The sequence below is a fragment of the Nitratireductor aquibiodomus genome (assembly GCF_900105565.1).
GTDB lineage: Bacteria > Pseudomonadota > Alphaproteobacteria > Rhizobiales > Rhizobiaceae > Nitratireductor > Nitratireductor aquibiodomus.
Genome location: NZ_FNSL01000001.1, coordinates 1,206,181 through 1,232,464 on the forward strand (window position 1 = coordinate 1,206,181; position 26,284 = coordinate 1,232,464).

At 59.6% G+C, this 26,284-nt stretch carries 26 protein-coding genes and 1 tRNA gene; 15 read left to right on the forward strand and 12 right to left on the reverse strand.

Annotated elements, in window-relative coordinates; all coding sequences use genetic code 11:
- Window positions 1–20 precede the first annotated feature (20 nt).
- Window positions 21–953, reverse strand: coding sequence for a LysR family transcriptional regulator (locus BLW55_RS05770; protein WP_090327398.1), 933 nt, complete (start codon window positions 951–953; stop codon window positions 21–23).
- A 102-nt stretch (window positions 954–1,055) separates the two neighbouring features.
- Between BLW55_RS05770 and BLW55_RS05775 the strand changes: the two genes are divergently transcribed.
- Complete coding sequence (locus BLW55_RS05775) at window positions 1,056–2,066, forward strand: YeiH family protein (protein ID WP_244508996.1); 1,011 nt, start codon at window positions 1,056–1,058, stop codon at window positions 2,064–2,066.
- Window positions 2,067–2,073: 7 nt separating this feature from the next.
- Here the strand turns inward: BLW55_RS05775 and BLW55_RS05780 are convergent, their stop codons facing one another.
- The gene (locus tag BLW55_RS05780) at window positions 2,074–2,694 is read right to left on the reverse strand and encodes a thymidine kinase (protein WP_090329897.1); all 621 of its coding nucleotides are present in this window, start codon (window positions 2,692–2,694) and stop codon (window positions 2,074–2,076) included.
- Window positions 2,695–2,921: 227 nt separating this feature from the next.
- Between BLW55_RS05780 and BLW55_RS05785 the strand changes: the two genes are divergently transcribed.
- From BLW55_RS05785 to BLW55_RS05815, 7 genes are all read left to right on the forward strand, one after another.
- Window positions 2,922–3,869 (forward strand): choline ABC transporter substrate-binding protein, encoded by a 948-nt coding sequence (locus tag BLW55_RS05785; RefSeq protein WP_090327403.1) that lies wholly within the window; start codon window positions 2,922–2,924, stop codon window positions 3,867–3,869.
- Between the two features lie 134 nt (window positions 3,870–4,003).
- Complete coding sequence (gene choW / locus BLW55_RS05790; protein WP_090327405.1) at window positions 4,004–4,858, forward strand: choline ABC transporter permease subunit; 855 nt, start codon at window positions 4,004–4,006, stop codon at window positions 4,856–4,858.
- The gene (gene choV / locus BLW55_RS05795; protein WP_090327406.1) at window positions 4,855–6,042 is read left to right on the forward strand and encodes a choline ABC transporter ATP-binding protein; all 1,188 of its coding nucleotides are present in this window, start codon (window positions 4,855–4,857) and stop codon (window positions 6,040–6,042) included. The genes choW and choV overlap by 4 nt, the downstream gene beginning before the upstream one ends.
- Window positions 6,043–6,136: 94 nt before the next feature.
- Window positions 6,137–6,898, forward strand: a complete 762-nt coding sequence (locus BLW55_RS05800) for a 3-hydroxyacyl-CoA dehydrogenase (protein WP_090327409.1) — start codon at window positions 6,137–6,139, stop codon at window positions 6,896–6,898.
- Window positions 6,899–6,905: 7 nt separating this feature from the next.
- A complete protein-coding gene (locus tag BLW55_RS05805) occupies window positions 6,906–8,081 on the forward strand; it encodes a CaiB/BaiF CoA transferase family protein (RefSeq protein WP_090327411.1) in 1,176 nt (391 codons plus the stop codon).
- 7 nt (window positions 8,082–8,088) lie between these two features.
- Entirely contained in the window at window positions 8,089–8,859 is a 771-nt protein-coding gene (locus BLW55_RS05810; protein ID WP_090327413.1) for a HugZ family pyridoxamine 5'-phosphate oxidase, read from the forward strand.
- Window positions 8,856–9,659 carry a TrmH family RNA methyltransferase gene (locus tag BLW55_RS05815; RefSeq protein ID WP_007009638.1) on the forward strand — a complete coding sequence of 268 codons (804 nt, stop codon included), beginning with the start codon at window positions 8,856–8,858 and terminating at the stop codon, window positions 9,657–9,659. Before BLW55_RS05810 ends, BLW55_RS05815 begins: the two co-directional genes overlap by 4 nt.
- Before the next feature lie 12 nt (window positions 9,660–9,671).
- Here BLW55_RS05815 and BLW55_RS05820 read toward each other — a convergent pair whose 3' ends face one another.
- Together BLW55_RS05820 and BLW55_RS05825 are read right to left on the reverse strand one after the other, a co-directional pair.
- Window positions 9,672–10,907: a coiled-coil domain-containing protein gene (locus tag BLW55_RS05820; RefSeq protein WP_007009637.1), complete on the reverse strand. Its 1,236-nt coding sequence runs from the start codon at window positions 10,905–10,907 to the stop codon at window positions 9,672–9,674.
- Between the two features lie 159 nt (window positions 10,908–11,066).
- Window positions 11,067–11,657, reverse strand: coding sequence for a DUF1134 domain-containing protein (locus tag BLW55_RS05825; RefSeq protein ID WP_090327415.1), 591 nt, complete (start codon window positions 11,655–11,657; stop codon window positions 11,067–11,069).
- A 576-nt stretch (window positions 11,658–12,233) separates the two neighbouring features.
- On the opposite strand from BLW55_RS05825, the gene chpT reads away from it, so the two are divergent.
- Window positions 12,234–12,866, forward strand: coding sequence for a histidine phosphotransferase ChpT (chpT, locus tag BLW55_RS05830; RefSeq protein ID WP_090329898.1), 633 nt, complete (start codon window positions 12,234–12,236; stop codon window positions 12,864–12,866).
- A gap of 100 nt (window positions 12,867–12,966) precedes the next feature.
- The gene (locus BLW55_RS05835; protein WP_007009634.1) at window positions 12,967–13,335 is read left to right on the forward strand and encodes a response regulator; all 369 of its coding nucleotides are present in this window, start codon (window positions 12,967–12,969) and stop codon (window positions 13,333–13,335) included.
- 103 nt (window positions 13,336–13,438) lie between these two features.
- Here the strand turns inward: BLW55_RS05835 and ctrA are convergent, their stop codons facing one another.
- Window positions 13,439–14,134, reverse strand: coding sequence for a response regulator transcription factor CtrA (ctrA, locus tag BLW55_RS05840; RefSeq protein ID WP_007009633.1), 696 nt, complete (start codon window positions 14,132–14,134; stop codon window positions 13,439–13,441).
- A gap of 443 nt (window positions 14,135–14,577) precedes the next feature.
- On the opposite strand from ctrA, the gene BLW55_RS05845 reads away from it, so the two are divergent.
- Window positions 14,578–14,952 (forward strand): flagellar export protein FliJ, encoded by a 375-nt coding sequence (locus BLW55_RS05845; protein WP_065815511.1) that lies wholly within the window; start codon window positions 14,578–14,580, stop codon window positions 14,950–14,952.
- Window positions 14,953–15,213: 261 nt separating this feature from the next.
- Here the strand turns inward: BLW55_RS05845 and sciP are convergent, their stop codons facing one another.
- The gene (gene sciP, locus BLW55_RS05850; protein WP_007009631.1) at window positions 15,214–15,489 is read right to left on the reverse strand and encodes a CtrA inhibitor SciP; all 276 of its coding nucleotides are present in this window, start codon (window positions 15,487–15,489) and stop codon (window positions 15,214–15,216) included.
- Between the two features lie 288 nt (window positions 15,490–15,777).
- Between sciP and mnmA the strand changes: the two genes are divergently transcribed.
- Window positions 15,778–16,959, forward strand: a complete 1,182-nt coding sequence (gene mnmA / locus BLW55_RS05855) for a tRNA 2-thiouridine(34) synthase MnmA (protein ID WP_090327418.1) — start codon at window positions 15,778–15,780, stop codon at window positions 16,957–16,959.
- A gap of 101 nt (window positions 16,960–17,060) precedes the next feature.
- On the opposite strand, the gene BLW55_RS05860 is transcribed toward mnmA, so the two are convergent.
- A complete protein-coding gene (locus tag BLW55_RS05860) occupies window positions 17,061–18,014 on the reverse strand; it encodes a Gfo/Idh/MocA family protein (RefSeq protein WP_025030287.1) in 954 nt (317 codons plus the stop codon).
- 230 nt (window positions 18,015–18,244) lie between these two features.
- Between BLW55_RS05860 and BLW55_RS05865 the strand changes: the two genes are divergently transcribed.
- Window positions 18,245–18,321: transfer RNA gene (locus tag BLW55_RS05865), tRNA-Met, on the forward strand.
- Here BLW55_RS05865 and BLW55_RS21085 read toward each other — a convergent pair.
- Entirely contained in the window at window positions 18,278–19,924 is a 1,647-nt protein-coding gene (locus BLW55_RS21085; RefSeq protein ID WP_425286774.1) for a recombinase family protein, read from the reverse strand. The genes BLW55_RS05865 and BLW55_RS21085 overlap by 44 nt on opposite strands.
- Window positions 19,917–20,234 (reverse strand): hypothetical protein, encoded by a 318-nt coding sequence (locus tag BLW55_RS05885; protein ID WP_143038419.1) that lies wholly within the window; start codon window positions 20,232–20,234, stop codon window positions 19,917–19,919. The genes BLW55_RS21085 and BLW55_RS05885 overlap by 8 nt, the downstream gene beginning before the upstream one ends.
- Before the next feature lie 89 nt (window positions 20,235–20,323).
- Between BLW55_RS05885 and BLW55_RS05890 the strand changes: the two genes are divergently transcribed.
- On the forward strand, window positions 20,324–20,593 hold the full coding sequence (locus BLW55_RS05890) for an Arc family DNA-binding protein (RefSeq protein ID WP_090327425.1): 270 nt from the start codon (window positions 20,324–20,326) through the stop codon (window positions 20,591–20,593).
- Complete coding sequence (locus BLW55_RS05895) at window positions 20,590–20,841, forward strand: hypothetical protein (protein ID WP_090327428.1); 252 nt, start codon at window positions 20,590–20,592, stop codon at window positions 20,839–20,841. Before BLW55_RS05890 ends, BLW55_RS05895 begins: the two co-directional genes overlap by 4 nt.
- A gap of 1 nt (window position 20,842) precedes the next feature.
- Here the strand turns inward: BLW55_RS05895 and BLW55_RS05900 are convergent, their stop codons facing one another.
- The 3 genes from BLW55_RS05900 to BLW55_RS05910 all read right to left on the reverse strand — a co-directional run bounded on the left by BLW55_RS05900 (window position 20,843) and on the right by BLW55_RS05910 (window position 26,284).
- On the reverse strand, window positions 20,843–21,691 hold the full coding sequence (locus tag BLW55_RS05900; RefSeq protein WP_090327430.1) for a hypothetical protein: 849 nt from the start codon (window positions 21,689–21,691) through the stop codon (window positions 20,843–20,845).
- Between the two features lie 139 nt (window positions 21,692–21,830).
- Window positions 21,831–24,617, reverse strand: a complete 2,787-nt coding sequence (locus tag BLW55_RS05905; protein ID WP_090327433.1) for a phage tail tip lysozyme — start codon at window positions 24,615–24,617, stop codon at window positions 21,831–21,833.
- A 26-nt stretch (window positions 24,618–24,643) separates the two neighbouring features.
- Window positions 24,644–26,284, reverse strand: a complete 1,641-nt coding sequence (locus BLW55_RS05910) for a terminase large subunit (RefSeq protein WP_090327436.1) — start codon at window positions 26,282–26,284, stop codon at window positions 24,644–24,646.

Genomic DNA, 26,284 nt, shown 5'->3' on the forward strand with positions numbered 1-26,284 from the left:
GTTGATACGCTCCGCAAAGGTCAGGGTTGCGGAAATATATGTGCGTCCATTGACGATTGAAAGACGTTACCGGCCTCGACGCACAATTCCTCAAGCGCGGTGGCAGCACCACTCTGCCTGCGCTCCCTGTGGCGAAGCAGGCTGAAATCGCGTGCACCAAGATCGATATTCGCGACTTTCAGCAAATCGCGCTCCACCAGGGGGCCTGCAGCAGACATGGAAATGGCTGCGGCACAGCCGCTCTCGCGCACGGCGGAAAGCACTGCCTCATTGGAGGGAAACTCCATGACCAGATTGAGCCCGGCTGGGTCGACGCCCATCTCGGTCAATGTGCTTTCGAAGGCGGCACGGGTGCCCGATCCCTCCTCCCGCATGATCCATGTTGAGCCCTCGACAAGATCTTGCGGCGCAAGCGGCTTGCCTGAGGCCCATGGGTGCGTTGGTGCGACGACGACCGCCATCACGTCGCGATCCACCCGGCGCACGGTAAGCGCCGGCTCATCCACCCTGCCCTCGACCAACCCCACCTCCGCCACGCCTTCCAGCATTGCATCGGCGACCATGCGGGTGTTGCCCACACTGAGCTTTAACGAGATGCCGGGGTAGAGCTTGTGAAACCGCATGAGCACCGGCGGCAGCCAATAGCTGGCCACCGTCTGGCTGGCATGGACATTGAGCGTGCCGCGCCGCAGCCCGCCAAGTTCGGACAGCATGGTTTCAGCCGAGCGGACACGGGCGAGCGTTGCCTGCGCCTCGCCAAGAAATACCTTGCCGACACGTGTCAGCTCGATGCGGCGGCCAACGCGGTGAAAAAGCTCGACACCATAATAGCTCTCAAGCGCCTTGATCGATGCACTGACGGCAGAGGGCGTGCGCCCGACAGCGGCGGCAGCCTGAGTCAGGTGCTCCCGCTCGGCGACGGCCACGAAGATCAGCAATTGTTCAAAAGTCATGGGATCATTCGATTTTCACGAATGAAATATGACATATTATTCGATAGAAGTCGATAAACGCTCATGCGACCAAGAATGCGTTCATCGCATCAGGTCGCATTCATGTCCGCACTTCGCCACCCGCTTCAGCTTCTTCCCGGCATTGTTTTGTCTGTACTCGTCGCAGCAGCAGCGCTGGCGGCCGCGTGGGCAGAACAGGTATTTCTCGGCGAGGCGTGGCTCGAAGGACTGGTTCTCGCCATTCTGTTCGGCGCCGCGATAAGCTCCATCGCCCGGATCACCCCTGCCTTCCGCCCCGGCATCGATTTCTGTGCCAAGGCGGTGCTGGAAGTGGCGATCGTTTTGCTCGGTGCCTCCATCAGTCTCGCAGCGCTCGGCGATGCAGGATTCGGACTGGTCGGCGGCATTGTCGGCGTGGTCGTACTGTCGCTCGTTGCCGGCTATACGATCAGCCGGGCACTTGGCCTTTCGCGTGGACTTGCGACACTGGTTGCCTGCGGCAATTCAATCTGCGGCAATTCGGCGATCGCAGCCGCAGCACCCGTGATCCGTGCCGAAGCCTCGGACGTGGCCGCATCCCTCTCCTTCACGGCATTCCTGAGCATTCTCGTCGTGCTGTTACTGCCCGTCATATATGCCGCCATTGGAATGAGCGCGGTGCAATCGGGCGTGCTTGCCGGCCTCACGGTCTACGCGGTGCCGCAGGTGCTTGCTGCGGCCGCCCCGGCCGGCCCGATCGGCATTCAGGTGGGCACGCTGGTCAAACTGGTGCGTGTACTGATGCTCGGTCCGGTTATCTTTCTTCTGGGGCTGACCCATGGCCGCAAGACCGGCATGAAACTCACATTCTTCGAGATGGTGCCCTGGTTCATCATCGGCTTTCTGGCCATGATGGGGCTGCGCTCGGCAGACCTCATACCGGCTCCGGCGCTACCCCTCATGCACGCGACATCCGGCTTTCTGACGATCATCGCCATGGCCGCGCTTGGCCTGACGGTGGACATCAGAAGCGTGATGAAGAGCGGTGCGCGCGTGATCCTTGCAGCGCTTCTCTCGCTGACCGTTCTGGGAATGGTGAGTTACGCGTTGATCCGCTTGCTGGGTGTCGTCTGAACAGGCGCTACTCGGCGGCACTCCCGGCAAATCCCACGAGATCCTCTGCCTTCCAGCGCCCCATCTCTTCCTCCCAGTGCTTTCGGCAAAGCGAGACATAGACGTCCTTGCCGATCGCCACCTGTTCGCCCTTCCTGGCAACCTTGCCATCCGGTCCTAGACGAACCACCATGGTGGCCTTGCGGCCGCAGCGGCAGATCGTGCGCACCTCGCGCAGTTCATCCGCCAGCGCCAGAAGTGCCTGCGATCCGTTGAAGAGATTGCCCTGAAAATCGGTCCTCAGACCGTAGCACATGACCGGGATGCCCAGCCTGTCCGCCACGCGGGCGAGCTGCCAGACCTGTTCTTCTTCCAGAAATTGCGCTTCGTCGACAAAGACGCAATGCACTGTCGTGTGATCGTGGTGCTCGGCAATGCGCGCGAAAAGGTCATCGCCCTTGCGGAACATTTCCGCACCGCTGTCGAGACCGATGCGCGATGAGATGTAGCCACCATCTTCCTTGCGGTAGTGGCCAGCGACGAACAGCATCGTGTTCATGCCGCGCTCGCGGTAATTGTAGGATGCTTGCAGGAGCATGGTCGACTTGCCCGCATTCATCGTCGCATAGTGGAAATAGAGCTTTGCCATCGCGCTGCCTGTGTCGTTCGCGCTTTTAAACACCACCAGCAGGCTTTGGAAAATGCCAGATTGGCATTCTTCCACTGGATTACCGTCGCATACGGCACGTTGCATGGCGCGGAATGACACGTCTTTGTGCTTGCAGCGACACCGAATTGGTGCTTGCCTTTGAATAAATTTGCAAAGCCGGGTAAGACCCGCGCTCTGTTTCACAAATAAGACAAGGGAGAGCTGTCATGTTATCCAGCCGAAAAACGTCTCTGGTTCTTGCACTCGCCGCGAGCCTTGCATCGGGCGCAGCGATCGCTGCAGAGCCGGATTCCTGCCAGTCCGTCACCTTCTCGGATGTCGGCTGGACCGACATCACTGCAACCACGGCCACGGCTTCGGTGGTGCTGGAAGGCCTCGGATACGAGCCAGAAACACAGGTGCTTTCGGTGCCGGTGACCTATGCATCGCTCAAAAACAACGATGTTGACGTCTTCCTCGGCAACTGGATGCCGACCATGGAAGCCGATATCGCCCCCTACCGCGAAGATGGCACGGTGGAAACCGTGGTGACCAACCTTGAAGGCGCGAAATACACGCTGGCCGTGCCGCAATACACCTATGATGCGGGCCTCAAGAGCTTTGCCGATATCGCCAAATTTGCCGACGAGCTGGACGGCAAGATCTACGGCATCGAGCCCGGCAATGACGGCAACCGGCTGATCCTTGACATGATCGAGAACGACACGTTCGGCCTCAAGGATTTCGAGGTGGTGGAAAGCTCGGAAGCCGGCATGCTCTCGCAGGTGCGCCGCGCCGTGGGATCGAAGGAACATGTGGTGTTCCTCGGCTGGGAACCGCACCCGATGAATGCCAATATCGAAATGGCCTACCTTGAAGGCGGTGACGACGTGTTCGGCCCCAATTATGGTGGTGCGACGGTGCATACCAACACCCGTGCCGGCCTTTCCGAAGAGTGCCCCAACCTCGGCAAGCTTCTGAAAAACATGGTCTTCTCGCTCCAAATGGAGAACGAGATCATGGGCAAGATCCTTGACGACGGCGCCGAGCCACAAAAGGCCGCTGAAGAATGGCTGAAGGCCAATCCCGACTCGCTCGGACCGTGGCTCGAAGGTGTCACCACATTTGAGGGTGAGCCTGGCCTCGACGCCGTGAAAGCGCATCTGGGCATGTAAACGACAGGACGATGCGGGGTGCCGGGGCAGGCACTCCGCGACGTCTCACTTTCGGCCCGCAGGTCGAAAGTCCGCCGTGCCGATGGCACGCACAACACACAAGAAAAAATCCGAAAAAGGAACTCCCCGGGCTCATGGACCCTCTTTCAGAATGGATCGCTGACTGGAAAATTCCCATCGGCCGATGGGGCCGAGATTTTTTCGATTTCCTGACCACCAATTTCGCCTGGCTGTTCGACACCCTGGCAGACGCTCTGGCCGATGTGCTGGATGGAATGGTGGATATTCTGCTCGCCGTTCCTGCCATCGTTCTGGTACTGGCCATCGCCGTACTGGCCTACGCTCTTCAACGCTCCTGGAAGCTTTCTGTCGCAGTTGCACTCGGCCTTCTCTTCATCATCAATCAGGGTTTGTGGGAAGAAACGGTCGAGACGCTGGTGCTTGTCGTGGCCGCGGCAGCCGTGTCCATGGCGATTGGCGTTCCCGTTGGCATCTGGGCAGCGCATAATCCTCGCGTCTATCAGTTTCTGCGGCCGGTGCTCGATCTGATGCAGACACTGCCGACCTTCGTCTATCTCATTCCGGTACTAATCCTGTTCGGCCTCGGTGCCGCACCCGGTCTGATCGTGACCGTGATCTTCGCGTCGCCCGCGCCGATCCGGCTCACCTATCTCGGAATAACCTCCGTGCCTCAGCCCATGATTGAGGCCGGGCACGCTTTCGGCGCCACAAAGCGCCAGCTTTTGTGGAAGGTGGAACTTCCTGCCGCCCTTCCGTCGATCATGGCCGGGCTGACACAGTGCATCATGCTCTCGCTCTCTATGGTCGTCATAGCCGCGCTGATTGGTGCAGACGGGCTTGGAAAAGCGGTGGTGCGGGCACTTAACTCGGTCAACATTCCTCTAGGGCTTGAAGCCGGCCTCGCCATTGTCGTTCTGGCGATCATTCTCGACCGCATCGCGCGCATTGAGCGGGGGAGCGACAAATGAGCGTGGCCATCGATTTTAACAAGGTCGACATCCTGTTCGGTGACGAACGGCAAAAGGCAGAGGCCTTGCCACTTGTCGATGCTGGCAAGAACCGCGAGGAAATCCTTGCCGAAACCGGCGCTGTCCTTGGCTGTGCCGGATGCGATCTGACAGTGGAACGCGGCGAGATCTCCGTATTGATGGGCCTGTCGGGCTCGGGAAAGTCCACCCTGCTGCGTGCAGTGAACCGGCTGAACACGGTGGCCCGCGGCACTGTCGTCGTTCATGACGGCGACTGGCAGGCGGATGTGGTGAACTGCTCGCAAGCGGAACTGCGCAAGATCCGCCGCGAATGCGTGGCGATGGTTTTCCAGCAATTCGCCCTTCTGCCCTGGCGCACGGTGGCAGAGAATGTCGGCTTTGGGCTGGAGCTTGCCGGTGTACCAGCAAAGGAGCGCAAGGAACGCGTGATGGCGCAGCTCGAGCTGGTGCATCTGACCGACTGGGCCGACAAATATGCCCATGAGCTTTCGGGCGGTATGCAGCAGCGCGTCGGTCTTGCCCGCGCCTTTGCCACGGAAGCGCCGATCCTGCTCATGGACGAGCCCTTCTCCGCGCTCGATCCACTCATCCGCACCAAGCTGCAGGACGAGTTGCTGGAACTTCAGGAGCGTCTGAAGAAGACAATCCTCTTCGTGAGCCATGATCTGGAGGAAGCGCTCAAGATCGGCAACCGTATCTCGATCATGGAAGGTGGGCGGATCGTGCAGACGGGCACGCCGGAAGACATCGTGCTGGCTCCCGAGAACGACTATGTGCGCGATTTCATTTCCAATGTGAACCCGCTCTCGGTGCTGACAGCCTGGAATGTGATGCGTGACGTGCGCGACCTTGAAGCAGGTGGTGAGGGCTGGCTGTGGCTCGACCGGCGCAAGACCACGCGGTTCAAGTTCGATGAGAACATGCTGGTCATTGATGCTGAGAGAAACGGCAAGCCTGCCATCTGGGTTTCCTGCGACAATATCGAGGAGTTGCCCGAGGACAGGCCGAAGGTCTTCTGGGCAACCGCCGGCACGCCACTGCGGACGGTAATGCGCGCCATGCAGCAATCGCAGACGGCACCGGTGGCGCTCTTTGACGAGGCCTCGCGTTTTGTCGGGGCGATTGGCATACGCGATGTGCTTGGCGCGATCATCCGGCGCTGAGTATCTCCACACACAGCGGCATTGCGCAGATGCCGCTTTTCCCAGTGAGCCTCCCCCGCTACTGTCTTGATGACACATTGAGGGAGGCTGTCACATGAACCCATCCGGTATCGTTGCGCTCGTTACGGGCGGCGGCTCGGGGCTTGGGGAGGCAACCGCGCGGGCACTGGCCTCAAAGGGCGCCAAAATCGCCATCGCCGATGTCGCCATGGAGCGGGCCGAAATGGTGGCCGCCGATATCGGCGCCATTGCGGTCAAATGCGATGTCACCAGCGAAGCCGATGGTCTGGCGGCTCTGGATGAAGCAACGAAAAAGCTCGGTGCGCCCCGCATACTGGTGAACTGTGCCGGCATTGTCACGGCCACTAAAACCGTCGGCCGGGATGGGCCCCACCCGCTCGATCTTTATCGCAAGGTGATCGAGATCAACCTCCTTGGCACGTTCAACATGATCCGCCTGTTTGCCGCCCAGGCCCAGGAACTCGAACCGCTTGAGGGTGGCGAGCGCGGGGTCATCGTGAACACCGCGTCGGTGGCAGCCTTCGACGGCCAGATTGGCCAGGTGGCCTACTCCGCCTCCAAAGGCGGGGTGGTGGGCATGACACTGCCCATCGCGCGCGATCTTTCACGGGCGGGCATCCGCGTGTGCACCATTGCGCCAGGCATCTTCAAGACCCCCATGATGGCGAGCCTGCCGGAGGAGGCGCAGGCCTCGCTCGGTGAGCAGGTGCCCTTTCCGCCGCGCCTCGGTGAACCATCCGAGTATGCAGCGCTTGCCTGCCACATCGTCGAGAACCAGATGCTGAACGGCGAGACGATCCGCCTCGACGGCGCGATCCGCATGGCCCCGAAATAGGCCAGACATGGGCCCAGACACAGGCGATGACCGAAAAGGCCCGCTCGCGGGCTTCACCGTCATAGAGATGGCGGGGCTGGGGCCCGTTCCGCTGGCCGGGCTCATGCTGGCCGAAATGGGCGCGGCGGTTCTGCGCATCGAGCGCAGGGATGCCAGACGCGACTTTCTCAAAGTCCCGCCACAATACGATCTCGACCGCCATGGCCGGAAAATCCTGAAGCTCGACCTGAAACACCCGGCCGGGCGGGAACTGCTCATGCGCATGATCCACCAGACCGATGTGTTGATGGAGGGGTTTCGCCCAGGTGTGATGGAACGTCTGGGCGCGGGGCCCGATGCAACCCTTGGCGCCAATCCCGGCCTCGTCTACGCCCGGATGACGGGGTTCGGGCAGAATGGTCCGCTGGCGCAGCGCGCCGGGCATGACCTGACCTATCTCGCTTATTCCGGCGTGCTCTCCATGATCGGGCGCAGGGATGAACGCCCGGTTCCGCCACTCAATCTCGTGGGCGACTATGGCGGGGGAACAATGTTTCTCATCGCCGGCATTCTGGCAGCGCTTCTGGAGAAAACGCGGTCAGGCAAGGGACAGGTCGTCGATGCAGCGATGATCGACGGCGCCTCAATGCTGGCCGCACCCATTTTCGGTTTCATGGCAACGGGTTTCTGGCGGCAGGAACGCGGCACCAACCTGCTCGACGGCGGCGCGCCATTCTACGACACCTATGAAACGGCAGACGGTCGGCATATGGCCGTCGCCTGCCTCGAGCCGCAGTTCTTTGCCGAGTTCGCACGTCTTCTGCCGCTCGAGACTGAGTTGGCCGCGGCGCAATACGATCAGGCACGCTGGCCGGACATGCGCGCGGCAATCACCCGGCGCTTCGGCGCGCAGGATCGTGCATTCTGGATCGAGCGCTTTGAAAACTCGGACGCCTGTGTCGCACCGGTCCTGACGCCCGGGGAAGCTGCTGCTCATCCGCACAGCCGCGCCCGCCACGCCCACGTGGAAAAACACGGGTTTAAACGCCCCGCCCCCGCTCCCCGCTTCTCACGCACACCGGGCGAAACGGCAGCGCCCGCCGGCGCGGCGGTGTCACTTGCCCGGTTTGGGATCAGCGGAGAAGAACAACAGAGACTTGCAGCCGAAGGCATCATAGGCGAAGGAGACGCTTCAACGGATTGAGGCAGCGATGAGCGCAGAAAAACAGAAAGACGTCATTCTCGAAACCGATGCCGATGCCATTCGCCTCGCAAAGACGCTGTTGCGGACCGCACGTTTTGGCGCACTGGCAACCATTGACCCGGAGGACGGCGCGCCCTTTGCCACCCGCGTCGCCACCGCGACCGATCTCGACGGGACGCCGCTCATTCTCGTTTCCGGCCTTTCCGCACACACGAAGGGCCTTGAGACCGATCCGCGCTGCTCGCTCATGATCGGCGAGCCCGGCAAGGGCGACCCGCTGGCGCATCCGCGCCTGTCTATCAAGGCCGTCGCCTCCCGGCTGGAACGCGGGAGCGAGGTCCACGAGCGTGTCAGGCGCCGCTATCTCGCCCGCCACCCCAAGGCAAAACTCTATGTCGATTTTCCCGATTTCATCATCTACCGGCTGGAGCTGCAGGGCGCACTTCTGAATGGCGGGTTCGCCCGTGCCTACAGGCTCACCGGCAACGATCTTCTGACCGGCAGCGCCGCACTTGACGGGCTTGCGGAGGCGGAGGCCGGCGCCATCGCGCATATGAACAGCGATCACGCGGACGCCGTCGAAAACTATGCCCGCCATTTTGCCCGCGTACCCGCCGGCAAATGGCGACTGACCGGTATCGACCCCGAAGGGCTGGACCTGGCGCTTGGCGACGAAACGCTGCGCATCTTTTTCGCTGCTCCGCTGAGCGACGCGACCCAGATGCGTCCCACCCTTGTCGCCATGGCAAAGAAAGCACGCGCGGGACTTGCCGCGTGAAACGGGAATTCCTTCCCATCGAGAGCGCCGACGATCCACGCATCGCCGCCTATCGGAACATCCGCGAACGCGACCTCGTGGGCCGGCAGGGGCGCTTCGTGGCCGAAGGCCGCGTGGTGCTGAACGTGCTTTTCTCTACGAGCCGGTTCGATGCAGAAAGCGTGTTTTTGCGCGAAAACCGCGTTTCGGGGCTCGGCGACCTGATCGAACGCATTCCCCGGAACGTTCCCGTCTACACCGCCAGCGCCGCGGTCATGGACGAAATCGCCGGATTTGAGATCCACCGCGGCATCCTCGCCATCGGTCGCAAGCCGGAAACCAGCGGCGAAGCGCTTCTCGACACGCTGCCGGACGAAGCGCTGGTCGTCGCGCTCTCCGGCATCTCCAACCACGACAATGTTGGATCGATCTTCCGCAACGCCGCTTCATTCGGAGCCGCCGCCGTTCTTCTGACCGACGATTGCTGCGATCCTCTCTATCGCAAGGCGATCCGCGTCTCCGTGGGCGCGACGCTCAAAGTGCCCTTCGCCCGCTTCAGCGACACGGCTGCGCTTGCGGCGGCGCTGCAGGACCGGGATTATCCCATTCTGGCCCTGAGCCCGCGCGGGGAAATCGACATCGCCGACGTCAGGCGCAGTCCACGTCACGCACTTCTGCTCGGCAGTGAGGGGCACGGCCTCTCCGACGAAGACATGACGCGGCTTCCAACCGCGCGCATCGCCATGGCTCCCGATTTCGACAGTCTCAACGTGGCAGCGGCCTCGGCCATCGCCCTGCACAGGCTCTGGCGCAAGGACTGATCGCCCGAGCGCTCAGGAACGATCGCGCAGGGTCCGCACTCTTTCGGCAAGGCTCAGGGGACGCCCCTCGCCGGCTGCCTCCTCCTGTTTCAGAAGGTCGGCAATGGGTGTGTCCCCGCCTTCAAGCGCGGCTGTGAGACTGACCACCTCGGCAGCAAGGCTGTGGATCTGCTCGCGCAGGGCATCGTCCGACTGCCCCGCGGCCTGAGCCCTTGCGGGAGCGGCCTTGCCGTTTCTCTTTCTCTCGGAAAGTTCGCCGCGAAGCTTCTTGTTTTCCTGAAGCAGTCTGGAAATGCGTGTCTTGAGCTTGTCCTGTTCGGCCTCCGAGGACTTTGCAGGCGCGGCGGTCCGACCACCGGCATCAGCCAGAAGCGTACGCAGCTGCAGGGATTTGTCGGCAAGCTCGCGGGAGAGCCGATCGCTTTCCGCCTCGGCCTCCATCAATCGGCGCGTGGCCTGATCAGAAAGGCTGGCCTCGCTTGCCGCATTCATTTCCTTGCGCAAACGGGCAATCTCGGCCTCACGGCGTTCCAGCTTTTCCTCGTTTTCGTATAGCGCCCTCATCTGGCTCTCCATTTTTTTCTGAAGATCCGCATTGCGCTTCTCCGCCACCTTCAGACCGGCCTCCGCCTCCTTGCGCGCTGCCTCGGCATCGCGGCCCGCACGAATGGCATTCTTGCGATCGCGGCGAAGCTCGGCCAGATCGTCCTCGACCTTGCGCAGTTCCGTTTCGCGGGCGACCATTTCGATCTGCCGGCTGCTCGCCAGCAGGCGTTCTTCCTCGTAGCGATCATTGAGCTCCATCAGCGCCGTGCCGCGCACTTCCAGCTCGGAAACCGCTTCGTCCAGCCTTGTTTCGAGCGTGGAAATGATCGCGGCGTTTTCCGCCAGCGCAGCGCGCTGTTTTTCCGTTTCATCCCGCAGATCGGCGATCACCCTGTCCTGCGCGTCACGCTCTTCGGCAAGCTGTCGCGCCTCATCGCTCAGACGCGCAAGCTCGACCAGTTGCGACGAAGTCTTTCGGTTGAGGTTCTCGATGTTCATTTCGAGTCGGCGGGCCGCCATTGCATGGCTGGCACGCAACCGGTCCTTCTCTGCCTCAAGTTCGTTGGCAGAAAGCGGCAGGCTGGCTTCGATGCGCTTTGTGGTGAGCCTCACTGCCCTGCGCCACACAAGCGGCGCAAGCAAAAGGGCGAGAAAACCCGCAATGAAAAAGCCCAGCAGAATGAGCAGTATCGTCGTGATCACCGCATGAAACCCATATCTTCAGCGAAGCCCTGCATCTGCAGTTGTCACCTCATTGGGTCACGCAAAACGACACGCAGGTCAAGCTGATACGCTCGTGAAGCGGTTTTCGCCCTTCGCAGCGGCGCGGGATTGTTCAACGCGCCGCCATTCGAAACCACGTCAGAAAGGGTTCCAGGTCGGCTGCGGGGTCATCTTCAGATACCCCAGATTGACGCCGAGCCGCGCACCGACCCCGGTGCGGATTGGAACCAGGATCATGTTGTCATTGGTGAGCGCGTTGAAGCCAAGGCCGGCCACCAGATAGGCAGAGCCGGCAACACCGCCGAAACGACGGTAAAGATCGTTCACCGAATTGAGGTTGTAGACGAGGATCATGACGCGGGAGCCCTGCCCGCCATAATCCCAGCCGATCGACGGTCCCTGCCAGAAGGTTTTGTGATCGCCGGCGTTCTTTGTGTAGAGCGTGCCCTCGCCATAGGTCAGGCCACCGATGAACGCACCAGAGCCTTCCTCGCCAAGAACATATCCGTTCGGCAAACCGTATTGAGAAAAGACCTTCTCGACCAGTGTCGCCAGACCGCCTGTGGTCGCGCCGAAGAAGCCGTGCCCGGCATCGACGATTTCCTGCGCCGTATAGCCGTTATTGGCCCGCGCCGTGTTGGTGGTCAGGGAAATGGCGCCAAGGCCGACCGCGAAAACCACCAGCACGACCTGGATGAACCGCGTCCAGTCAAAAAGCCTTGCAGGCATTGTTCATTCTCCATCCATGAGTGGCTGTCTTGGACCGCCCACCGTTACCCCGCGCTGAGCCACGATTGCTTCAAAATAGGCCGCGAATCTTTTCCAACTGTTAACCTCAAGCTGAAACATGGCCGGCAGATGGCCTGAAGCGCGGAAAGCCCGCCTGCGCCGGACGCCATTTCCGGCCAAACTGTTGCCGGTTTTCGCCCGCCTGTGTAACCAGAAGCAGCGCGTTCCATGCTCTGATTCGGCTACGATCGGATTTGGTTGGAGACTGGAACCTGTTCGAAGTCAGGACCACTAGAGCATCGGACCGAAAAGTGGGATCCGGTTTTCGGATTATTCCGATGCTCCATTTATAGTTTAGATCGTCCTTTGTGCGTCCGGTTGGACGCACGGCGATCTAGAGCATCGGACCGAAAAGTGGGATCCGGTTTTCGGATTATTCCGATGCTCGATGAATAGTTTGGATCGTCCCTGGTGCGTCATGACGGACGTGCGGCGATCTAGAGCAAGGACCGGCCAGCACCGCGCATCAGCAGGCGGCGATGGCCCGATGCAACAACATCTGGAGGACAGATGCCCATGTCCGAACTTTTCTCGCTGAGCGCGACCGATCTCGCCGCTCTTCTGTGCAGCCGCGTTTGTCATGACATCATCTCGCCGGTGGGTGCCATCAACAATGGCCTTGAACTGCTGGACGAGGGCGGCGCCGACGAAGATGCGATGGCACTGATCCGCGCCAGCGCGGTAAACGCCTCGGCACGGCTGCAGTTTGCGCGCATCGCCTTCGGCGCGGCCGGATCGGCGGGCATGCAGATAGACACCGGCGACGCGCAATCGGTGGCGACGGCCTTCATCTCCAACGAAAAGCCTGACCTCGAGTGGCACGGCGCCCGCGCGCTTTTGCCCAAAAACCAGGTAAAGCTTCTGCTGAACCTGCTGCTGGTCGCCAATTCCGCCATTCCGCGCGGGGGCAAACTGCGTGTTTACCTGGAAGACCTGGATAACGCTCCCGCCTTCAGGATCACTGCGGAAGGCCCGATGCTTCGCGTGCCGCCGAAATTTCTGGAGCTTCATTCGGGAAGCAGGCCCGAAGAGCCGATCGACGCCCACAGCGTACAGTTTTACTACACGCTGCTGCTGGCCCGTGAGACCGGCATGACCGTCAACATTCGCGCAACAGCAGAAGAAATCATCCTGTCGGCGAGAAAATAGACTTTTAACCATAAGTCTTTGCGGCGGCTTTACCAGCTTGCGTCATAGTCTCCCTGTCTGCTGTCAGCGGCAGACTGCATTGCGTGAAAGGGTATGGAAGATGGCTCGCTGCCTGATCGTCGACGATTCGAGCGTTATCCGGAAAGTCGCCAAACGGATCCTGACCAGTGCTGAGATGATGGTCACGGAGGCCGCCACTGGACAGGAGGCGCTCGACCTCTCCGCCCATGATATGGCCGACATCATCATTATCGACAGTTCGCTGCCGGACATGGATTCGAGCGACCTTGTGCGCCGACTGATGGCGCTTCCAGCCGAATTCAAGCCGCATGTGCTTCTGTGTCTGGCCGAACTCGACCTCGGCGCGATCATGCGCGCCAAGCGTGCCGGTGCGCAGGGCTATATGCTAAAACCCTTCACCCGCGCCCAGTTGCTCGAGCAGTTCCGCGAGTTTCAAACGGCAGCTTAAGGGTTCAGGACCCATTTGCCGAACGTCTTACCAGGTTAAAAACGCAAAAAACCCGGCCTCGCGGCCGGGTTTGCGCGTTCTTGAAGGGGATGCAGGAGCAGGATCAGGCGCTTTCGCGAATTTCCTCGGGCTCGCGCAGCACATAACCGCGGCCCCATACCGTCTCGATGAAGTTTTGACCGCCGGACGCCGCATCCAGCTTCTTGCGAAGCTTGCAGATAAACACGTCGATGATCTTCAGTTCCGGCTCATCCATGCCGCCATAAAGGTGGTTGAGGAACATTTCCTTGGTGAGCGTCGTTCCCTTACGGAGCGAAAGCAGCTCCAGCATCTGGTATTCCTTGCCGGTCAGGTGAACACGCTGACCACCGACCTCGACCGTCTTGGCGTCGAGATTGACGATCAGATCGCCTGTCGTGATGACCGACTGGGCATGCCCCTTGGAACGGCGCACGATGGCATGAATGCGCGCCACCAGCTCGTCCTTGTGGAACGGCTTGGTCATATAATCGTCTGCGCCAAAGCCCAGGCCGCGCACCTTGTCCTCGATACCGGCCATGCCGGAGAGAATAAGGATCGGCGTCTTCACCTTCGAAAGGCGCAGTGTCCGCAGAACCTCGTAACCCGACATATCCGGCAGGTTGAGATCGAGCAGAATAATATCGTAGTCGTAGAGCTTACCGAGATCGACGCCCTCTTCTCCGAGGTCCGTCGTATAGACATTGAAGCTCTCGGACTTGAGCATCAGTTCGATGCTCTGTGCCGTGGCACTGTCGTCTTCAATCAGCAAAACGCGCATCTTTATCCCCTTTTCGCCGCCGACCCGGCCTGGCAGGCACCCGGCACCGAAGCAATGATTGCCTGAATCGGAGGCTGCCAGTTAATGGTTAACAAAATCTAATTCGGTCTGGCAAGCACCAGATTCCCTTTTCAGCTTTCGAAGGCACCGCATTGATTCCAATGGTCAAATATCCGCTCTTAAACAGATCGAATCACATTAGCAATTTCAGCTAACCGACTCTCCCAGCAATCAAATTACGGCTTTCTGACGCATAATCTTTACCGTGCCTTAAGCCATCGTCCTTATGATTAACAATGCCCGTAAACGAATGGTTACCGAAGGGGTCAAATCTTAGGAATTTGTTTCCTAAGTGCGATTACCATGGGATGACTGCCCCGGCGTAAACGGGACGGACAGCCGCCGAGGGGCGCTGGTGTGTGCGTATTGTGGGAGTATCGAGTATGAAGCCGCGTGAAAACCTCGTTCGACTGAAGCAGTTTCAGGTTAATGAGAAGCGCCGCCGCATGGCACAGCTGGATTCGATGATTGCCGAGTTCGACCGCATGGCCGCGGAACTCGATGCACAGATCACGTCCGAGGAAACGAAGGCCGGCATCACCGACCTCAACCATTTTGCCTATCCGACTTTCGCCAAGGCCGCGCGGCTGCGCCGTGACAACCTGCGCACATCGCAGGCCGAGCTGATCGAACAGCGCAAATCCGCCGAAGCGGAGCTTACCGAGGCCGAAGCCGAGCTTGCCAAGGCCGAGGCACTGGAGAATCGTGACGGACGCGGAAGGCCGGATGCCGCAGCATCGCGCGCAATGACGGGCTGATCACTCTTCCCACAGCCACATCACATCGAGGAACCGGTTTGAACGGCAGGGTCTCCCTGTCGTTTTTCGTTGTGCCCACCCAAACCCGATGAAAACGCAGCCGTGCACCAACGCCGGCTTCACGCTATTCCTGCGCGGGCAGCATTGCCGGCGCCGCATTGGCGGAAAAGAAAAAGGCCGGCGCATGGCGCCGGCCCGTTTCGGGTTTGAACGGCAGTCGCCGCGCTGTTCCATTCCTGGGACGGGCGCGCCGAAACCGGATCAATGCCGATATTGCTGGATACGTGTCGTCCGCAGCCCCGCCAGGCCATGATCATCGATGGAAGCCTGCCATGAGAGGAACTCCTCCACCGTCAGACGATAACGCTGACAGGCCTCCTCTAGGCTCAAAAGCCCACCGCGCACTGCGGCCACCACTTCCGCCTTGCGACGGATAACCCACCTGCGCGTATTGCTCGGAGGCAGGTCCGCGATTGTCAGCGGACTGCCATCCGGGCCGATGACATATTTTACGCGCGGTCGAACCATTTCGGTCATAGTACTCTCTACCTGAACTCAAGACCCGTTACACAAGCTAATGCGCCGGCTTTAAAATTTGCCTAAACACATGGTAAGCATACGGTAACGGACATGAATCCCGCGTTAGGAATTTGCCGCCGATTTGTTTCAAATTGCGCCGAGTCCGGCAGCAAAGGCCCGGGAAACCGGGCTCTCGCTCTTGAGGTCGCTCGTTAACCTTCGTGCTGGCAGCCACCCGATCCTTGACCTATATTCGCCGCATTGGCATGTAATCGCCCACGACCAGAGACAAAGAAGATCAAACAAATGAACAGCCTCGACCTGCCCGGACGCCCGCAGGACTGCCGAATCGTGGTGGCGATGTCTGGCGGCGTGGACTCCTCCGTCGTCGCCGGCATCCTGGCGAAACAGGGTTATGACGTCGTTGGCGTGACCCTGCAGCTCTACGATCATGGCGAAGCGGCACACCGCCCCGGCTCCTGCTGCGCCGGTCAGGACATCGACGACGCGCGCCGCGTCGCCGAGACGCTGGGCATTCCGCATTACGTGCTGAATTACGAGCAGCGCTTCCGCGAAGCGGTGATCGATCCCTTTGCGCAGAGCTATGTGGCGGGCGAAACGCCGATCCCCTGCGTTTCGTGCAATCAGACCGTCAAATTCGCCGATCTTCTGGAGACCGCGCGCGAGCTCGGTGCCGATGCTCTTGCCACCGGTCACTATATCCGCAGCCGCGCCAATGGCGCACACCGCGCCCTGACCCGCCCTGTGGATGCCGATCGGGACCAGAGCTATTTCCTCTTCGCCACAACGCAGGAGCAGATCGACTATCTGCGCTTTCCGCTGGGGGGTCTGTCGAAGCCGGAAGTGCGTGCCATTGCCGAGGAGATGGGCCTGAGCGTCGCCACCAAGCAGGACAGCCAGGACATCTGTTTCGTGCCGCGCGGCAAATATTCCGACATCATCAGCAAGCTGAAGCCCGAAGCCGCGACACCCGGCGAGATCGTGCATCTGGACGGGCGCAGGCTCGGCCATCATGACGGCGTGATGCATTACACGATCGGCCAGCGGCGCGGCATCGGCGTGGCGACAGGTGAGCCGCTCTATGTGGTGCATCTGGATGCAGCGAATGCACGCGTCATCGTCGGGCCGCGCGAGGCGCTGGAAACGCATAAGGTCTTTCTGCGCCAGGTCAACTGGCTGGGCGACGGCCCGCTCGGCGGGTTGCCCGCGGGCGGCATGGAAGTGTTCGCCAAGGTGCGTTCCACGCGCCCGCCGCGCCCGGCTGTGCTGCATCACGAGAACGGCGTGACCTGGGTCGAACTGACCGAGGGAGAAGCCGGCGTCGCCCCGGGACAGGCCTGCGTGCTTTACTCGGATGACGGCAATGAGGCCCGCGTCTATGGCGGCGGGTTTATCGAGCGTTCGGAGCGGGGTCGGGAAGCTGAAGCCCAGCTGACAAGACTGGTGGCAACGGCCCAAAGCGCCTAAGATCACGCGCCCGGGAGAGGCCGGCATTCCGACGGGCTCACGGCCTCGATGAAACGCAGCTTTTTACGGGGCATACGCTTTCGCCTGTCCCGTAAAAAGCGTCAGCCATGTGTTACTGAACCGGCTGTCAGAATGCGAAGAACCTCAATGGCTTCTTCCCCGGTCGTGCGCGGCTCGCCGCGCGTTTCGATGCAATCGAGGAAATGCTGCAGCTCACGCGTGAGCGGCATTCCCTCTTCCACATCCACATAGGTCGGCTCATTGGTGGTGAAGGCCCAGTGCCCGCTGTCGTGCCAGACCGCATGCCGATAGACGGCAAGCTTGCGCCCCCATGGCTCGACATCGTCGAACACAGCCATCGCCTTGTCGCCAACCACCGTCAGGCGGCGCTCGCGATAAGGGTTGAGCCTCGAGGTGAAGAGATGGCTTCGCAGACCGCCGGGGAAGCGCATATGCAGATGCGCGAAGTCGCTCAGGTGATCGAGCAGCGCCGCGCCCTCACCGCGCACCTCTTCCGGCGCAACGCCGGTCAGCGCGAGAATCATCGAGAGATCGTGCGGCGCCAGATCCCACAGGGCATCGTTCTCGGTGTGGAACTTGCCAAGGCCGAGGCGGTGCGAGTGAATATAGCGGATCTCGCCGAGATCACCCTTATCGATCAGCTCCTTGAGCTTCTCGAATGCCGGATGAAAGCGCAGCACATGACCGACCATGATGATGCGTCCGGTTTCGCGCGCGACGGCAACGGCGCGCTGCGCATCATCCACCGTGAGAGCAATCGGTTTCTCGACAAGAACGTCCTTGCCGGAGCGCATGGCGCGAATGGCATACTCGGCATGAAACTGCGGCGGCAGGGCCAGAACGATTGCGTCGATCCCGGCATGCTCGAAAAGCGCCTCCGGCGATATCGCCACACAATCATGCTCGCTGGCAAAGCCTTCAGCCCGCGCCTCATTGGCATCGGACACGGCAGCCAGCACTCCGAGAGACTTAAGCGTGCGAATGTGGTTAGAGCCCCAATAGCCACATCCGAGTACGGCAATACGCGGTTTCATAAAATCCTTCGCCCGAGATTTTGGCGCTGAAAACACATACAGACGCCGCCCCCGCGACTCAACCCTGCCCTTGAAAACCCGGTCATTTCTTAAGCGAATTTGTAAGCCACGACAAATTCCCCGAAGAAACGGTCTCCCCCGCTTGACACAACAGACAACGCCACCTTATATCCGCGCGTCTTCGTGAGGCACCGGACTGGTTTCGACACTGGTTCCTGAAGCCTCCTGGCGGCGGAGTAGCTCAGTCGGTTAGAGCAGAGGAATCATAATCCTTGTGTCGGGGGTTCGAATCCCTCCTCCGCTACCATCGATATAACCCCCCAGCCGCGATTGGCCTTCACGGGGTTTTCATCATCGTGCAAGAATGGCTCAAGCGAGCTTACAACCTCCATTTCAACCTTTCCTGTCTCCGTCTTGCGGAGCGTGATCGAATGCACCAGTTCCCGCACCAGCCGGGGAAGCTCGCCCATATCGTCCAGCGTCTGAAGGACCACTTCTGTCTTCGCCCTGCTTTGCCGTAGCTTGTCGGCAAAATTCTTGATGGCGCTCGGCAGCACGACGATGTTGCTGGCTTCAGGAAGGGAGCGCAATTCGCGTTCAAGGTCTGCCCGCTCTTCGGCCTGTTCCTTGATACGCTTGTCGATGACGCGGGTGTCGCCCAGCCCGCGCATAAGCATGTCGGTCAAACGCTCATTGTCCTTTTCGATCTCGCCAAGCCGCTTGTCGATCTGCCTGCGGCGTCGGTCCTCATGTTCGGCATTGGCATGGAGCTTTTCCATGTATGCCTTGGCATAGCGGTGGATTTGGTCCGGGGTGGCAAGCTCTCGGGTCAGGCTGTCGAGGAACAATTCTTCCACGTCGATCAGATAGAACGTCTTCGGATCGGGACATGACCGGCTGTTCTTGTGCGCGGAGCAACGGAGCCGCACCTTGCCCGACTTATCCGGGCCAGCTACCGCCATGCCGGAGCCACACGCGGCGCACTTCAATAGACCGGACAGAAGGCGCACGGGGCGGCGCTGTGCGCCCACGTTATCCTTGCGCTGGGTGTGAGACCGTGCGGCAAGCTGAACCTGCACGGCGTCAAACAGCTCATCGGAAACGATGCGCAATTCCGGCACGTCGGCGCGTTGCCAGTCGCTGGGCGGGTTCGGTCGGCTCAGACGCTTGCCCGTATCCGGGTCTTTGACCATGTGGACCTTGTTCCAGATAAGACGGCCTGTGTAGATCGGATTGCGGAGAATGCCCGCGCCGCGATCCTTGTTACCGTAGAGGGCGGATGGTTCCCAACGCTTGCCCCGTGGCGGCTTCACATGCTCCCCGTTCAGCCGGTAGCAAATCTGCCGGGGCGATATGCCCGCTTCATAATCCTTGAAGATGCGTTCCACGACTTCGGCCTCATCTTCCATGATAGTCGGCCTGCCGGGGTTCGCCGGGTCGGGCTGATAGCCGTAAGCCTTGCCGCCTGCGGTCAAGCCCTGCTTAATAAGGCCGGTCATGCCGCGACGGACCTTGTGCATGTTGTCCTCGCGGAAAAGCTGCGAAAAGATTGAGCGCATTCCGACGCTCAAGGTGTTGGCCTCGCCGCCGTGAACCTCCACGATTTTGATGTTCATGAAGGACAGGCGTTTGTGCATCCCGGCCATGTCCTCCATGTCGCGGGAAAGGCGGTCCATCTGTTCGACAATGACGGCATCGAACCTACCAGCCTTGGCATCGGCAAGCATTTCAAGAATGCCGTCTCGGCCATGCAGAGAAGCCCCTGAACGGGCTTGGTCCTGATACACGGCGATAACCTCAAAGCCTTCACGGCGGGCGAAGTCCCGGCACAAGGCGATCTGGTCTTCGATGCTCTTCTCGTTCTGAAGGTCGGTCGAGAACCGGGCATAGACAGCGGCGCGGTTACGCATGGACAGTCTCCTTCTCGGTCATGTCGAGAAGGTCGGTTTCGTTCAACCCCATGCTGTTGAGTGTCAATACGGCGGATTTAACGGCCTCATCCTTGCTCATAAACACGTCATGGATTTCCGTTCCGGCCCCGGTGTCGAGAACATAGAAGCCGTTCTTCTGGTAGAGCCGAAAGTGAACCGGCTCGGCGTCCAGCATGGTTTTCAGCATGCGGATGACTTCAGCGTTCAGGCTCCCGCTGCCAGCGCGAAGCTGAAGTTTCGCCTTCACGTCAAGGGGGAGCCGGATGCTCAAGGCGGAATGATCTCTCATAGCAAACTCCATTCGGTTTACTTATGGACCGAAATTGGTTTACATGATCCGGAATTGTCTGTAAACCGGTTTTGGTCTATTTTTGAACTATGACCGAAGATGCACAAATGAAGATCAGGCTGGCGCGGACCCTCAAAGACAAGATTGAGGCGGCGGCGGAAGAGACAAACCGGACCCTGAACGGGGAAATCGTGGCGCGACTGGAACGCACCTTTATTGAGGATGCGGAACGGGAAAGCGGCAGAACGACGTGGATTGCAAAGGCCAAGGCAAATTCCATGGCCTCTTTCGAGGAACGTCTTGCCAAGCTGGAAAGCGAGTTCGCGGAGTTCAGGCAGTCGGTGGAAAGGACGAAATGAGCCGGGGACCGGGCATCGTGCAACGCCGCATCATGGCGGCATTCGAGGATCAACCGGCGAAGCGGTTCACGGTCGAGGAACTGTGTGAATTGGCGTATCCCGGCGAACCTATCGAACGGAAGCACAAGGAAAGTGTGCGGCGGGCGCTGAACAAGATCGCCCCGGATGCCGGTCTATGGAAATCGCGGACGGCGCTGCCCGATGGTTTCGGCTGGCGTCACTTGGTGGGACGTTCAGCGTCGTACTAGGTCAGTGATGCCAACGGTCCGCCCATAGAATTAGTTCGTCGGTTACCTGTACTGGGCGATTTTCGTATAGACTTTCTATCGCGTGAAGGCGATCAAGCATTTCTTGGTCTAGCGGCAGGTCTATCTCGAAGTGGCTTTTTAGTTTTTCACGCGCAACTGCGGCCATGTCGATGGCAACTCTTGCGAGGTTGCGACTTTTCGATAGGGTAAACGGCTCTTCAATACGGGACGTAATTTCATTTAGCTTGGCAATGCGTGCGCCATATCCAGCCGCATCGCGGATAGGTGTCCCAAACTCAGTGTCGATCTTCTGCCGAGCTTCTCGCTTCGCGTTTTCTATAGCAATCTGTACCGCACTTGCGGCGGGCATACACATATCGAAAAGAAAATAGCTATCCACGTCCCGCTTCAAGCTGGAAAAATCTATCTTTTGACCAAGAACGTCGTGCTGCGAAACAAGATTGTTAAAAAGTGTCCAAGTATTATTCCATCTTACTCCGTCGCTAAAACGCCCACGCAAAACGTCATTCATAACAGTTTCGTGCGTATATATGGAAACGACGTTCTTCAGCCTTTCAATTAAGTCGGCTGCTTCTTTCTGCTTGTCTTCCCATAGCTCAGCCTCGAAGCCAAGTCCCTTGAAACGTTTGAAGCGCGATAGATTTGAATAAATAAAGCTAAGAAAGGCCATTGCAAAAACGGCCGACGCTTCTGTTATCCTATCCTGATAAACATATCTAAAGCTGAATATAAGACCTATCAAGCCCACCAAGCCAAATAGGATGCGTTCCCAATTTGCGGAAATGAACTTAGATAATCGTACCCACAACCCTGCAATCACTTGCCGCATTTTAATGCCCCGCGCCGAAAAAATTACCCTCACACTTTATAGGGCTGCTGCGTCAACCGAAAGGTGCGGGAAGTCGTTGTTCACGACGCAATACGCGAAAAATAAATGTTGTTTCCCGTGAAGTTGATTGCATCGTGCTTCAGCTATTCCGCCCCCCAGCCCCGCGAAGGTCTCCCGCCAATTTGGCGAGCTTCTGGCCTTCGGTACGCCTGAAGCCGTCCGGGCGCTGAAGAACAGCATCCACGGCGGTTGCGACTTGCTGGGCGAACCGGGCGTCCTGCTTCGGGTTGCCGCTGCTGCCCTGCATGTTGAAGGACAGGCTGGGCGCATAGGTCATGGCGCTGCTGAAGGCATTGCGGCTGGCAAGCCCTCCCGTGGCAAACGCTGGCGCCTTCCCGCTGTTGATCGCTTCGAGCACGGGCAGATGCTTCCGGGTGGCACGGGCATTCACCACATATTCCCCATCGCTCAGCATCGCGGGAATGCTGTCACTGGTCGCGGTGCCGGGACCGGCAACACGGCCACCGTCCGCCAATCCAAGAAAGCCGCCCAGAAGCGAACCAACGCCCCCGAACAGACCGCCGAAACCACCGCCGCCGGCAAGCGGTCCCTGTCCTAGAAGCAGATATTGCAGGGCGATCTTGAGCAATTGCTGTCCAAGCTGGGCAAGAGCCTGTTCTGCGGTCATGGTGCCCGAAACAATGCCGGTTAGTGCATCTATCGCGCTGTTGCCCAGCATCTGGGAGAACTCGGCAGCCTGCTGCTGTGTCTGTGCGAACTGAAGGGTGGCCGCTTCAGCCTGTGCCATGCCCTGTGCATAGTGCTGGATTTCTGTCCGTTGCTGGGGCGTCAATTGAAGGCCGGCTTGCTGGGCCTGATTGAGCATGTCCTGCTCATGCCGAAAAGCGGCGGCGGCCTGTGCCGTCATGGAAAGCGCCTGCTGTTCATTCGCCTGTGCGGCGCTGTATTGCTTCGCCTGCGCAATGATGTCGGAATAGGCTTCGGCCTGCTGCTTGATGCGCTGCTGCGCTTCCTGCTGAAGTTGCTTCTGCTTTTGCTGTGCTTCCAGTTCCTTCCGCTCCACCCCTTCAGGATCATAGGCGCGGTTCGCCCAATTGATGCGGCCTTTCTCATGGCGGATGCCGGCACGCTCGAACTTGTCCAAAAACGATAGCGTTGACCCTTCTACGGTCGTTTGCTCCCGAAGGTGCGCGAGGGCCGCGCCTTCCGGTCCTTTCAATTCACGAAGCAAATTTCCGTAGTTGGCAGCGTAGCTATCGGCAGGAAGGCCCATCTTGGCGGCATAAGCTTCAAATTCACGGCGGCGCGGACCTGTCCACTGTGCCCAGCCCAGCCCGCCCCGTGATCCTTTCACAAGCGGATTGAGTTCCTGCATGTGCTTGAAGCCGCCTGTTTCGCCACCAAGATTGCCGACGATGCCCGCTGCTTGTTCCTTGGTGATCTGAAGATCACGCATGAGGTCGGAGACAATCTTGGGGGCAAGTTCAGAAAACGTCCCCAGCGCGGTGCCCGGTGTTCGCTTGCTAGCGTCCGACATGACCGGGGAACCGATGGTGCCTAAAGCGCGATCGCGCAAGCCCGTCGCCTCGTCCCGTTCTTCCTTGGTGGTGGCCTGAGCCATGGCTGCCCTATAGGCGGTGTCAATTTTTGCCCTGGCATCGAATTCGGCAAGCTGCTCGGCAAGTTCCGGGATTTCTCCTTTCAGCGCTCGGATGGCATCAGCATAAGATTTCAGTCCGGAGGCCGCACCTTTGGTGCTGCTTCCCGTGCCCTGAACGGCGCTGTTCAGTTTCGTGATGTCCGGAACGGCTTCCTTGGCAGCATCACCTACCTTTTTGTTGCGCTCGTCCAGAACATTCAGAATGCGCTTTTCGGTCTCGTGTAGCTCCCTACTTTTGCGCTCAAGGGTCTCAATCTGCTTGTCGTAGGCAGTGCCAAAGAGAGTTCCGCCAATGGACGTTTCCTTATCCTCGCGGAGCTTCAGGATTTCGTTTTCTATTTCGAGACGGCGTTTTCCAATGTCATTGAGCTGATCGCCAAGGGTGCGGGTTTGCTGTTCCTCGAACGCATTGAGGCGATCCAGAAATGAGAACAGTCCGCTTGCTGCTTCCACAATGGCAGACTTAACGCCCGTGCTGATCGTATTGCTTATCAGCTTGAACTTCCGGTCGATCTCGTCAGCCTTTGCAATCATGTCCTTGTCGAGGACCAGCCCGAACTCGTTGGCCTCCCGGATCATGTTGCGGATGCCTGTAGCGCCCCGGTCCAAGAGTTCGACAAACCGTTCGCCAGCGGTGCCGCCGAAGAGTTCATCCGCAACGCGGATTTGTGCGGCGCGGTCCAGTTGCTCCATGCGGGCAATGATGTCCACAAGCAGGGCAGACGGGTCTTTCAGCTTCTCACGAAGTTCGGAAGCGCTGTATCCCAGACGCTGAAAACTCTCGGCAGCGGGACCACCTCCCGTAACAATGAACTCGTCGGCGCGAAGGTTAAGCTCCTTCATGCCATCGGTAAGCGCGTCCACGGAAATCCGGTTCTGGTCAGCAACATAGGAAAGCTCCTGAAACGCCTTCACATCCAAGCCCGCCCGCTTGGCGTTGCTGCCAATCATGGCCACACCTTCGGCGACTTGATGGATACGCCCCGCGATCTGTTGCAGCCCTGCGATGGTGAGCCCGCCGACAATCCCGCCGGCAAAGCCTGCGCCGAAAGATTTGAGTGCCGTACCCATGCGCTTTGATGCCGATGCCATGGATTTTTCGAGCCGGTCACCAGATTGCTTGGCCCGCCGCTCTATCCGGCTGAAGTTGTCGTTCGCCGTGCGGTTCGCTTTCTGGAAATTCTTTTCAAAGTCCCGGATGCGGGCTTCAAGAGCAACAACAAGCTGTTCGGTTTCGCGGGCCATGGTCGGGCCTCCTTGTAGAATTGCAATCACCAGACCAGATCGGCGGCGGTGATATCGGGATCATCGAAGATCGATGGGCCTTGGCCTTCCCCGGCAGCGGCGCGGGCAACGGCCATCGCGGCGGCAACAGCACCGTCGATGCGGTCTTTGCTCTTGCCCTTGTGGAACGCTTTGTTGCCGGCCTTGTCGATCTCAACGGCAATGTTGTCGAAGTTCCAGCGAAGGACGGGGTGCCCGCCATGTTGGAACCTGCCGGCAACGATTGCACGTTCAAGCTCTTTGATGGCAGGTGCCATGGTTACCCAACCTTGCCGCATTTCCACGGCGGGATAACCGTCTTCTCGCAAGGTGTTCATCATGTTGCGGGCAAGATGCGGGTCGAAGGCGATTTCCCGTATGTCGAAACGCTGGCAAAGATCGCGGATCGTGTCTTCGACGGCACGGAAGTCCACAACATTGCCGGGTGTGGGTTCAATGAAGCCCTGTTCGGCCCAGAGCGGATAGGGAACACCATCCCGGTCCGCTTTCCGGTGCAGATTGTCACGCGGGCAGAAGAACCACGGATGAACCGTGTAACCGTCTTCGCCCGTACGCCACGCGGCCACGATCACAGTCAGGTCGGAATTGCTGGAAAGGTCCACGCCAAGCCAACAAGGTTCGCCGGCCAGTTCTTCAAGGTACACGGGTTGCGCGCCCTCATCATAGGTTGCCATGTCCACGAAGGGCGTGGAGGAATGGTCCAGCCAAATGTTCAGATGTAATTGCCGGAAGGCATCCCGCTCGGCTGGGCGCTGGGCGGCTTCGCGGGCAAGCTGCCGAAGACCATGTATGTCTGGGTAGCCGTATGCAAGGCCGGGGTTCGCCGCCTTCCAGACGTCTTCGCTTTGCCAGTCGGCATCACGGGGCGTCTCATACAGGACCGGCAATGTTGCAGGGTCTTCAATCTCTCCCCGCGCGACCTTCCGGGCGTAGTCAATCACATCAAAGGCGATGTTCTCCTGCCCTCGGCCTGCCGTGGTAATGACGATGGACAGGGAACCGGGAACCTTCACAAGACCAGTGCGGATGACGTCCCAGAGGTCACGCTTCTGCCAAGCATGGATTTCGTCAATCAGGGCAAAGACTGGCGTCCGCCCGTGCTGGGTGCCGGCATCGTTGGAGAGCGCTTCTAGAAAGCAGCCATTCGGAAAGGTGATGCGGTTCTTGTATTCCTGAAGCTTCACATGATGACCGGCATCGTAACGGCGGGAAGCCTGTCCCTTTCGCCAAAGGAAGTCGCCAGCGGAGACAATGCCTTCCACTTCCCGGAAGCCAATCTTCGCCTGTTTCTGATCGGCGGCGGCAAAGATCACTTCCCCGCCCGGAACAGCTTCCGGCCCATCCGTATGCAGAAGAGACAGCGCCGCGCCAAGCGAAGTCTTCCGGTTGCCGCGCGGCAGCATGATGACGACATTGCGCACGATGCGATTGCCGGCCTCGTCGCACGGCCCATAGATGCGGCGGACGATTTCTTCCTGCCAAGGGTCGAGCTGGAAAGCTTGATTGGGCAGGCGGGATTTCGGATGCTTCAGCCTGCGCAGATAGTCCACCGCGCGCTGACCATAGCCAAACGAGTCGGGAATATCGGGGAAAGGGTTCTTGCGCTTCTTCTTAATGACGATGGGCAT

Excerpts from the sequence above, each read along its gene's own strand:
- chpT (WP_090329898.1), top strand. The coding sequence starts at position 12,234 with ATGTCCGAACTTTTCTCGCTGAGCGCGACCGATCTCGCCGCTCTTCTG.
- choV (WP_090327406.1), top strand. The coding sequence starts at position 4,855 with ATGAGCGTGGCCATCGATTTTAACAAGGTCGACATCCTGTTCGGTGAC.
- BLW55_RS05800 (WP_090327409.1), top strand. The coding sequence starts at position 6,137 with ATGAACCCATCCGGTATCGTTGCGCTCGTTACGGGCGGCGGCTCGGGG.
- BLW55_RS05775 (WP_244508996.1), top strand. The coding sequence starts at position 1,056 with ATGTCCGCACTTCGCCACCCGCTTCAGCTTCTTCCCGGCATTGTTTTG.
- BLW55_RS05910 (WP_090327436.1), bottom strand. The coding sequence starts at position 26,284 with ATGCCCATCGTCATTAAGAAGAAGCGCAAGAACCCTTTCCCCGATATT.
- BLW55_RS21085 (WP_425286774.1), bottom strand. The coding sequence starts at position 19,924 with ATGCGTAACCGCGCCGCTGTCTATGCCCGGTTCTCGACCGACCTTCAG.
- BLW55_RS05895 (WP_090327428.1), top strand. The coding sequence starts at position 20,590 with ATGAGCCGGGGACCGGGCATCGTGCAACGCCGCATCATGGCGGCATTC.
- BLW55_RS05845 (WP_065815511.1), top strand. The coding sequence starts at position 14,578 with ATGAAGCCGCGTGAAAACCTCGTTCGACTGAAGCAGTTTCAGGTTAAT.
- BLW55_RS05900 (WP_090327430.1), bottom strand. The coding sequence starts at position 21,691 with ATGCGGCAAGTGATTGCAGGGTTGTGGGTACGATTATCTAAGTTCATT.
- BLW55_RS05805 (WP_090327411.1), top strand. The coding sequence starts at position 6,906 with ATGGGCCCAGACACAGGCGATGACCGAAAAGGCCCGCTCGCGGGCTTC.
- BLW55_RS05905 (WP_090327433.1), bottom strand. The coding sequence starts at position 24,617 with ATGGCCCGCGAAACCGAACAGCTTGTTGTTGCTCTTGAAGCCCGCATC.
- BLW55_RS05890 (WP_090327425.1), top strand. The coding sequence starts at position 20,324 with ATGACCGAAGATGCACAAATGAAGATCAGGCTGGCGCGGACCCTCAAA.
- BLW55_RS05770 (WP_090327398.1), bottom strand. The coding sequence starts at position 953 with ATGACTTTTGAACAATTGCTGATCTTCGTGGCCGTCGCCGAGCGGGAG.
- BLW55_RS05885 (WP_143038419.1), bottom strand. The coding sequence starts at position 20,234 with ATGAGAGATCATTCCGCCTTGAGCATCCGGCTCCCCCTTGACGTGAAG.
- BLW55_RS05825 (WP_090327415.1), bottom strand. The coding sequence starts at position 11,657 with ATGCCTGCAAGGCTTTTTGACTGGACGCGGTTCATCCAGGTCGTGCTG.
- BLW55_RS05835 (WP_007009634.1), top strand. The coding sequence starts at position 12,967 with ATGGCTCGCTGCCTGATCGTCGACGATTCGAGCGTTATCCGGAAAGTC.
- BLW55_RS05810 (WP_090327413.1), top strand. The coding sequence starts at position 8,089 with ATGAGCGCAGAAAAACAGAAAGACGTCATTCTCGAAACCGATGCCGAT.
- ctrA (WP_007009633.1), bottom strand. The coding sequence starts at position 14,134 with ATGCGCGTTTTGCTGATTGAAGACGACAGTGCCACGGCACAGAGCATC.
- BLW55_RS05785 (WP_090327403.1), top strand. The coding sequence starts at position 2,922 with ATGTTATCCAGCCGAAAAACGTCTCTGGTTCTTGCACTCGCCGCGAGC.
- mnmA (WP_090327418.1), top strand. The coding sequence starts at position 15,778 with ATGAACAGCCTCGACCTGCCCGGACGCCCGCAGGACTGCCGAATCGTG.
- sciP (WP_007009631.1), bottom strand. The coding sequence starts at position 15,489 with ATGACCGAAATGGTTCGACCGCGCGTAAAATATGTCATCGGCCCGGAT.
- BLW55_RS05780 (WP_090329897.1), bottom strand. The coding sequence starts at position 2,694 with ATGGCAAAGCTCTATTTCCACTATGCGACGATGAATGCGGGCAAGTCG.
- choW (WP_090327405.1), top strand. The coding sequence starts at position 4,004 with ATGGACCCTCTTTCAGAATGGATCGCTGACTGGAAAATTCCCATCGGC.
- BLW55_RS05860 (WP_025030287.1), bottom strand. The coding sequence starts at position 18,014 with ATGAAACCGCGTATTGCCGTACTCGGATGTGGCTATTGGGGCTCTAAC.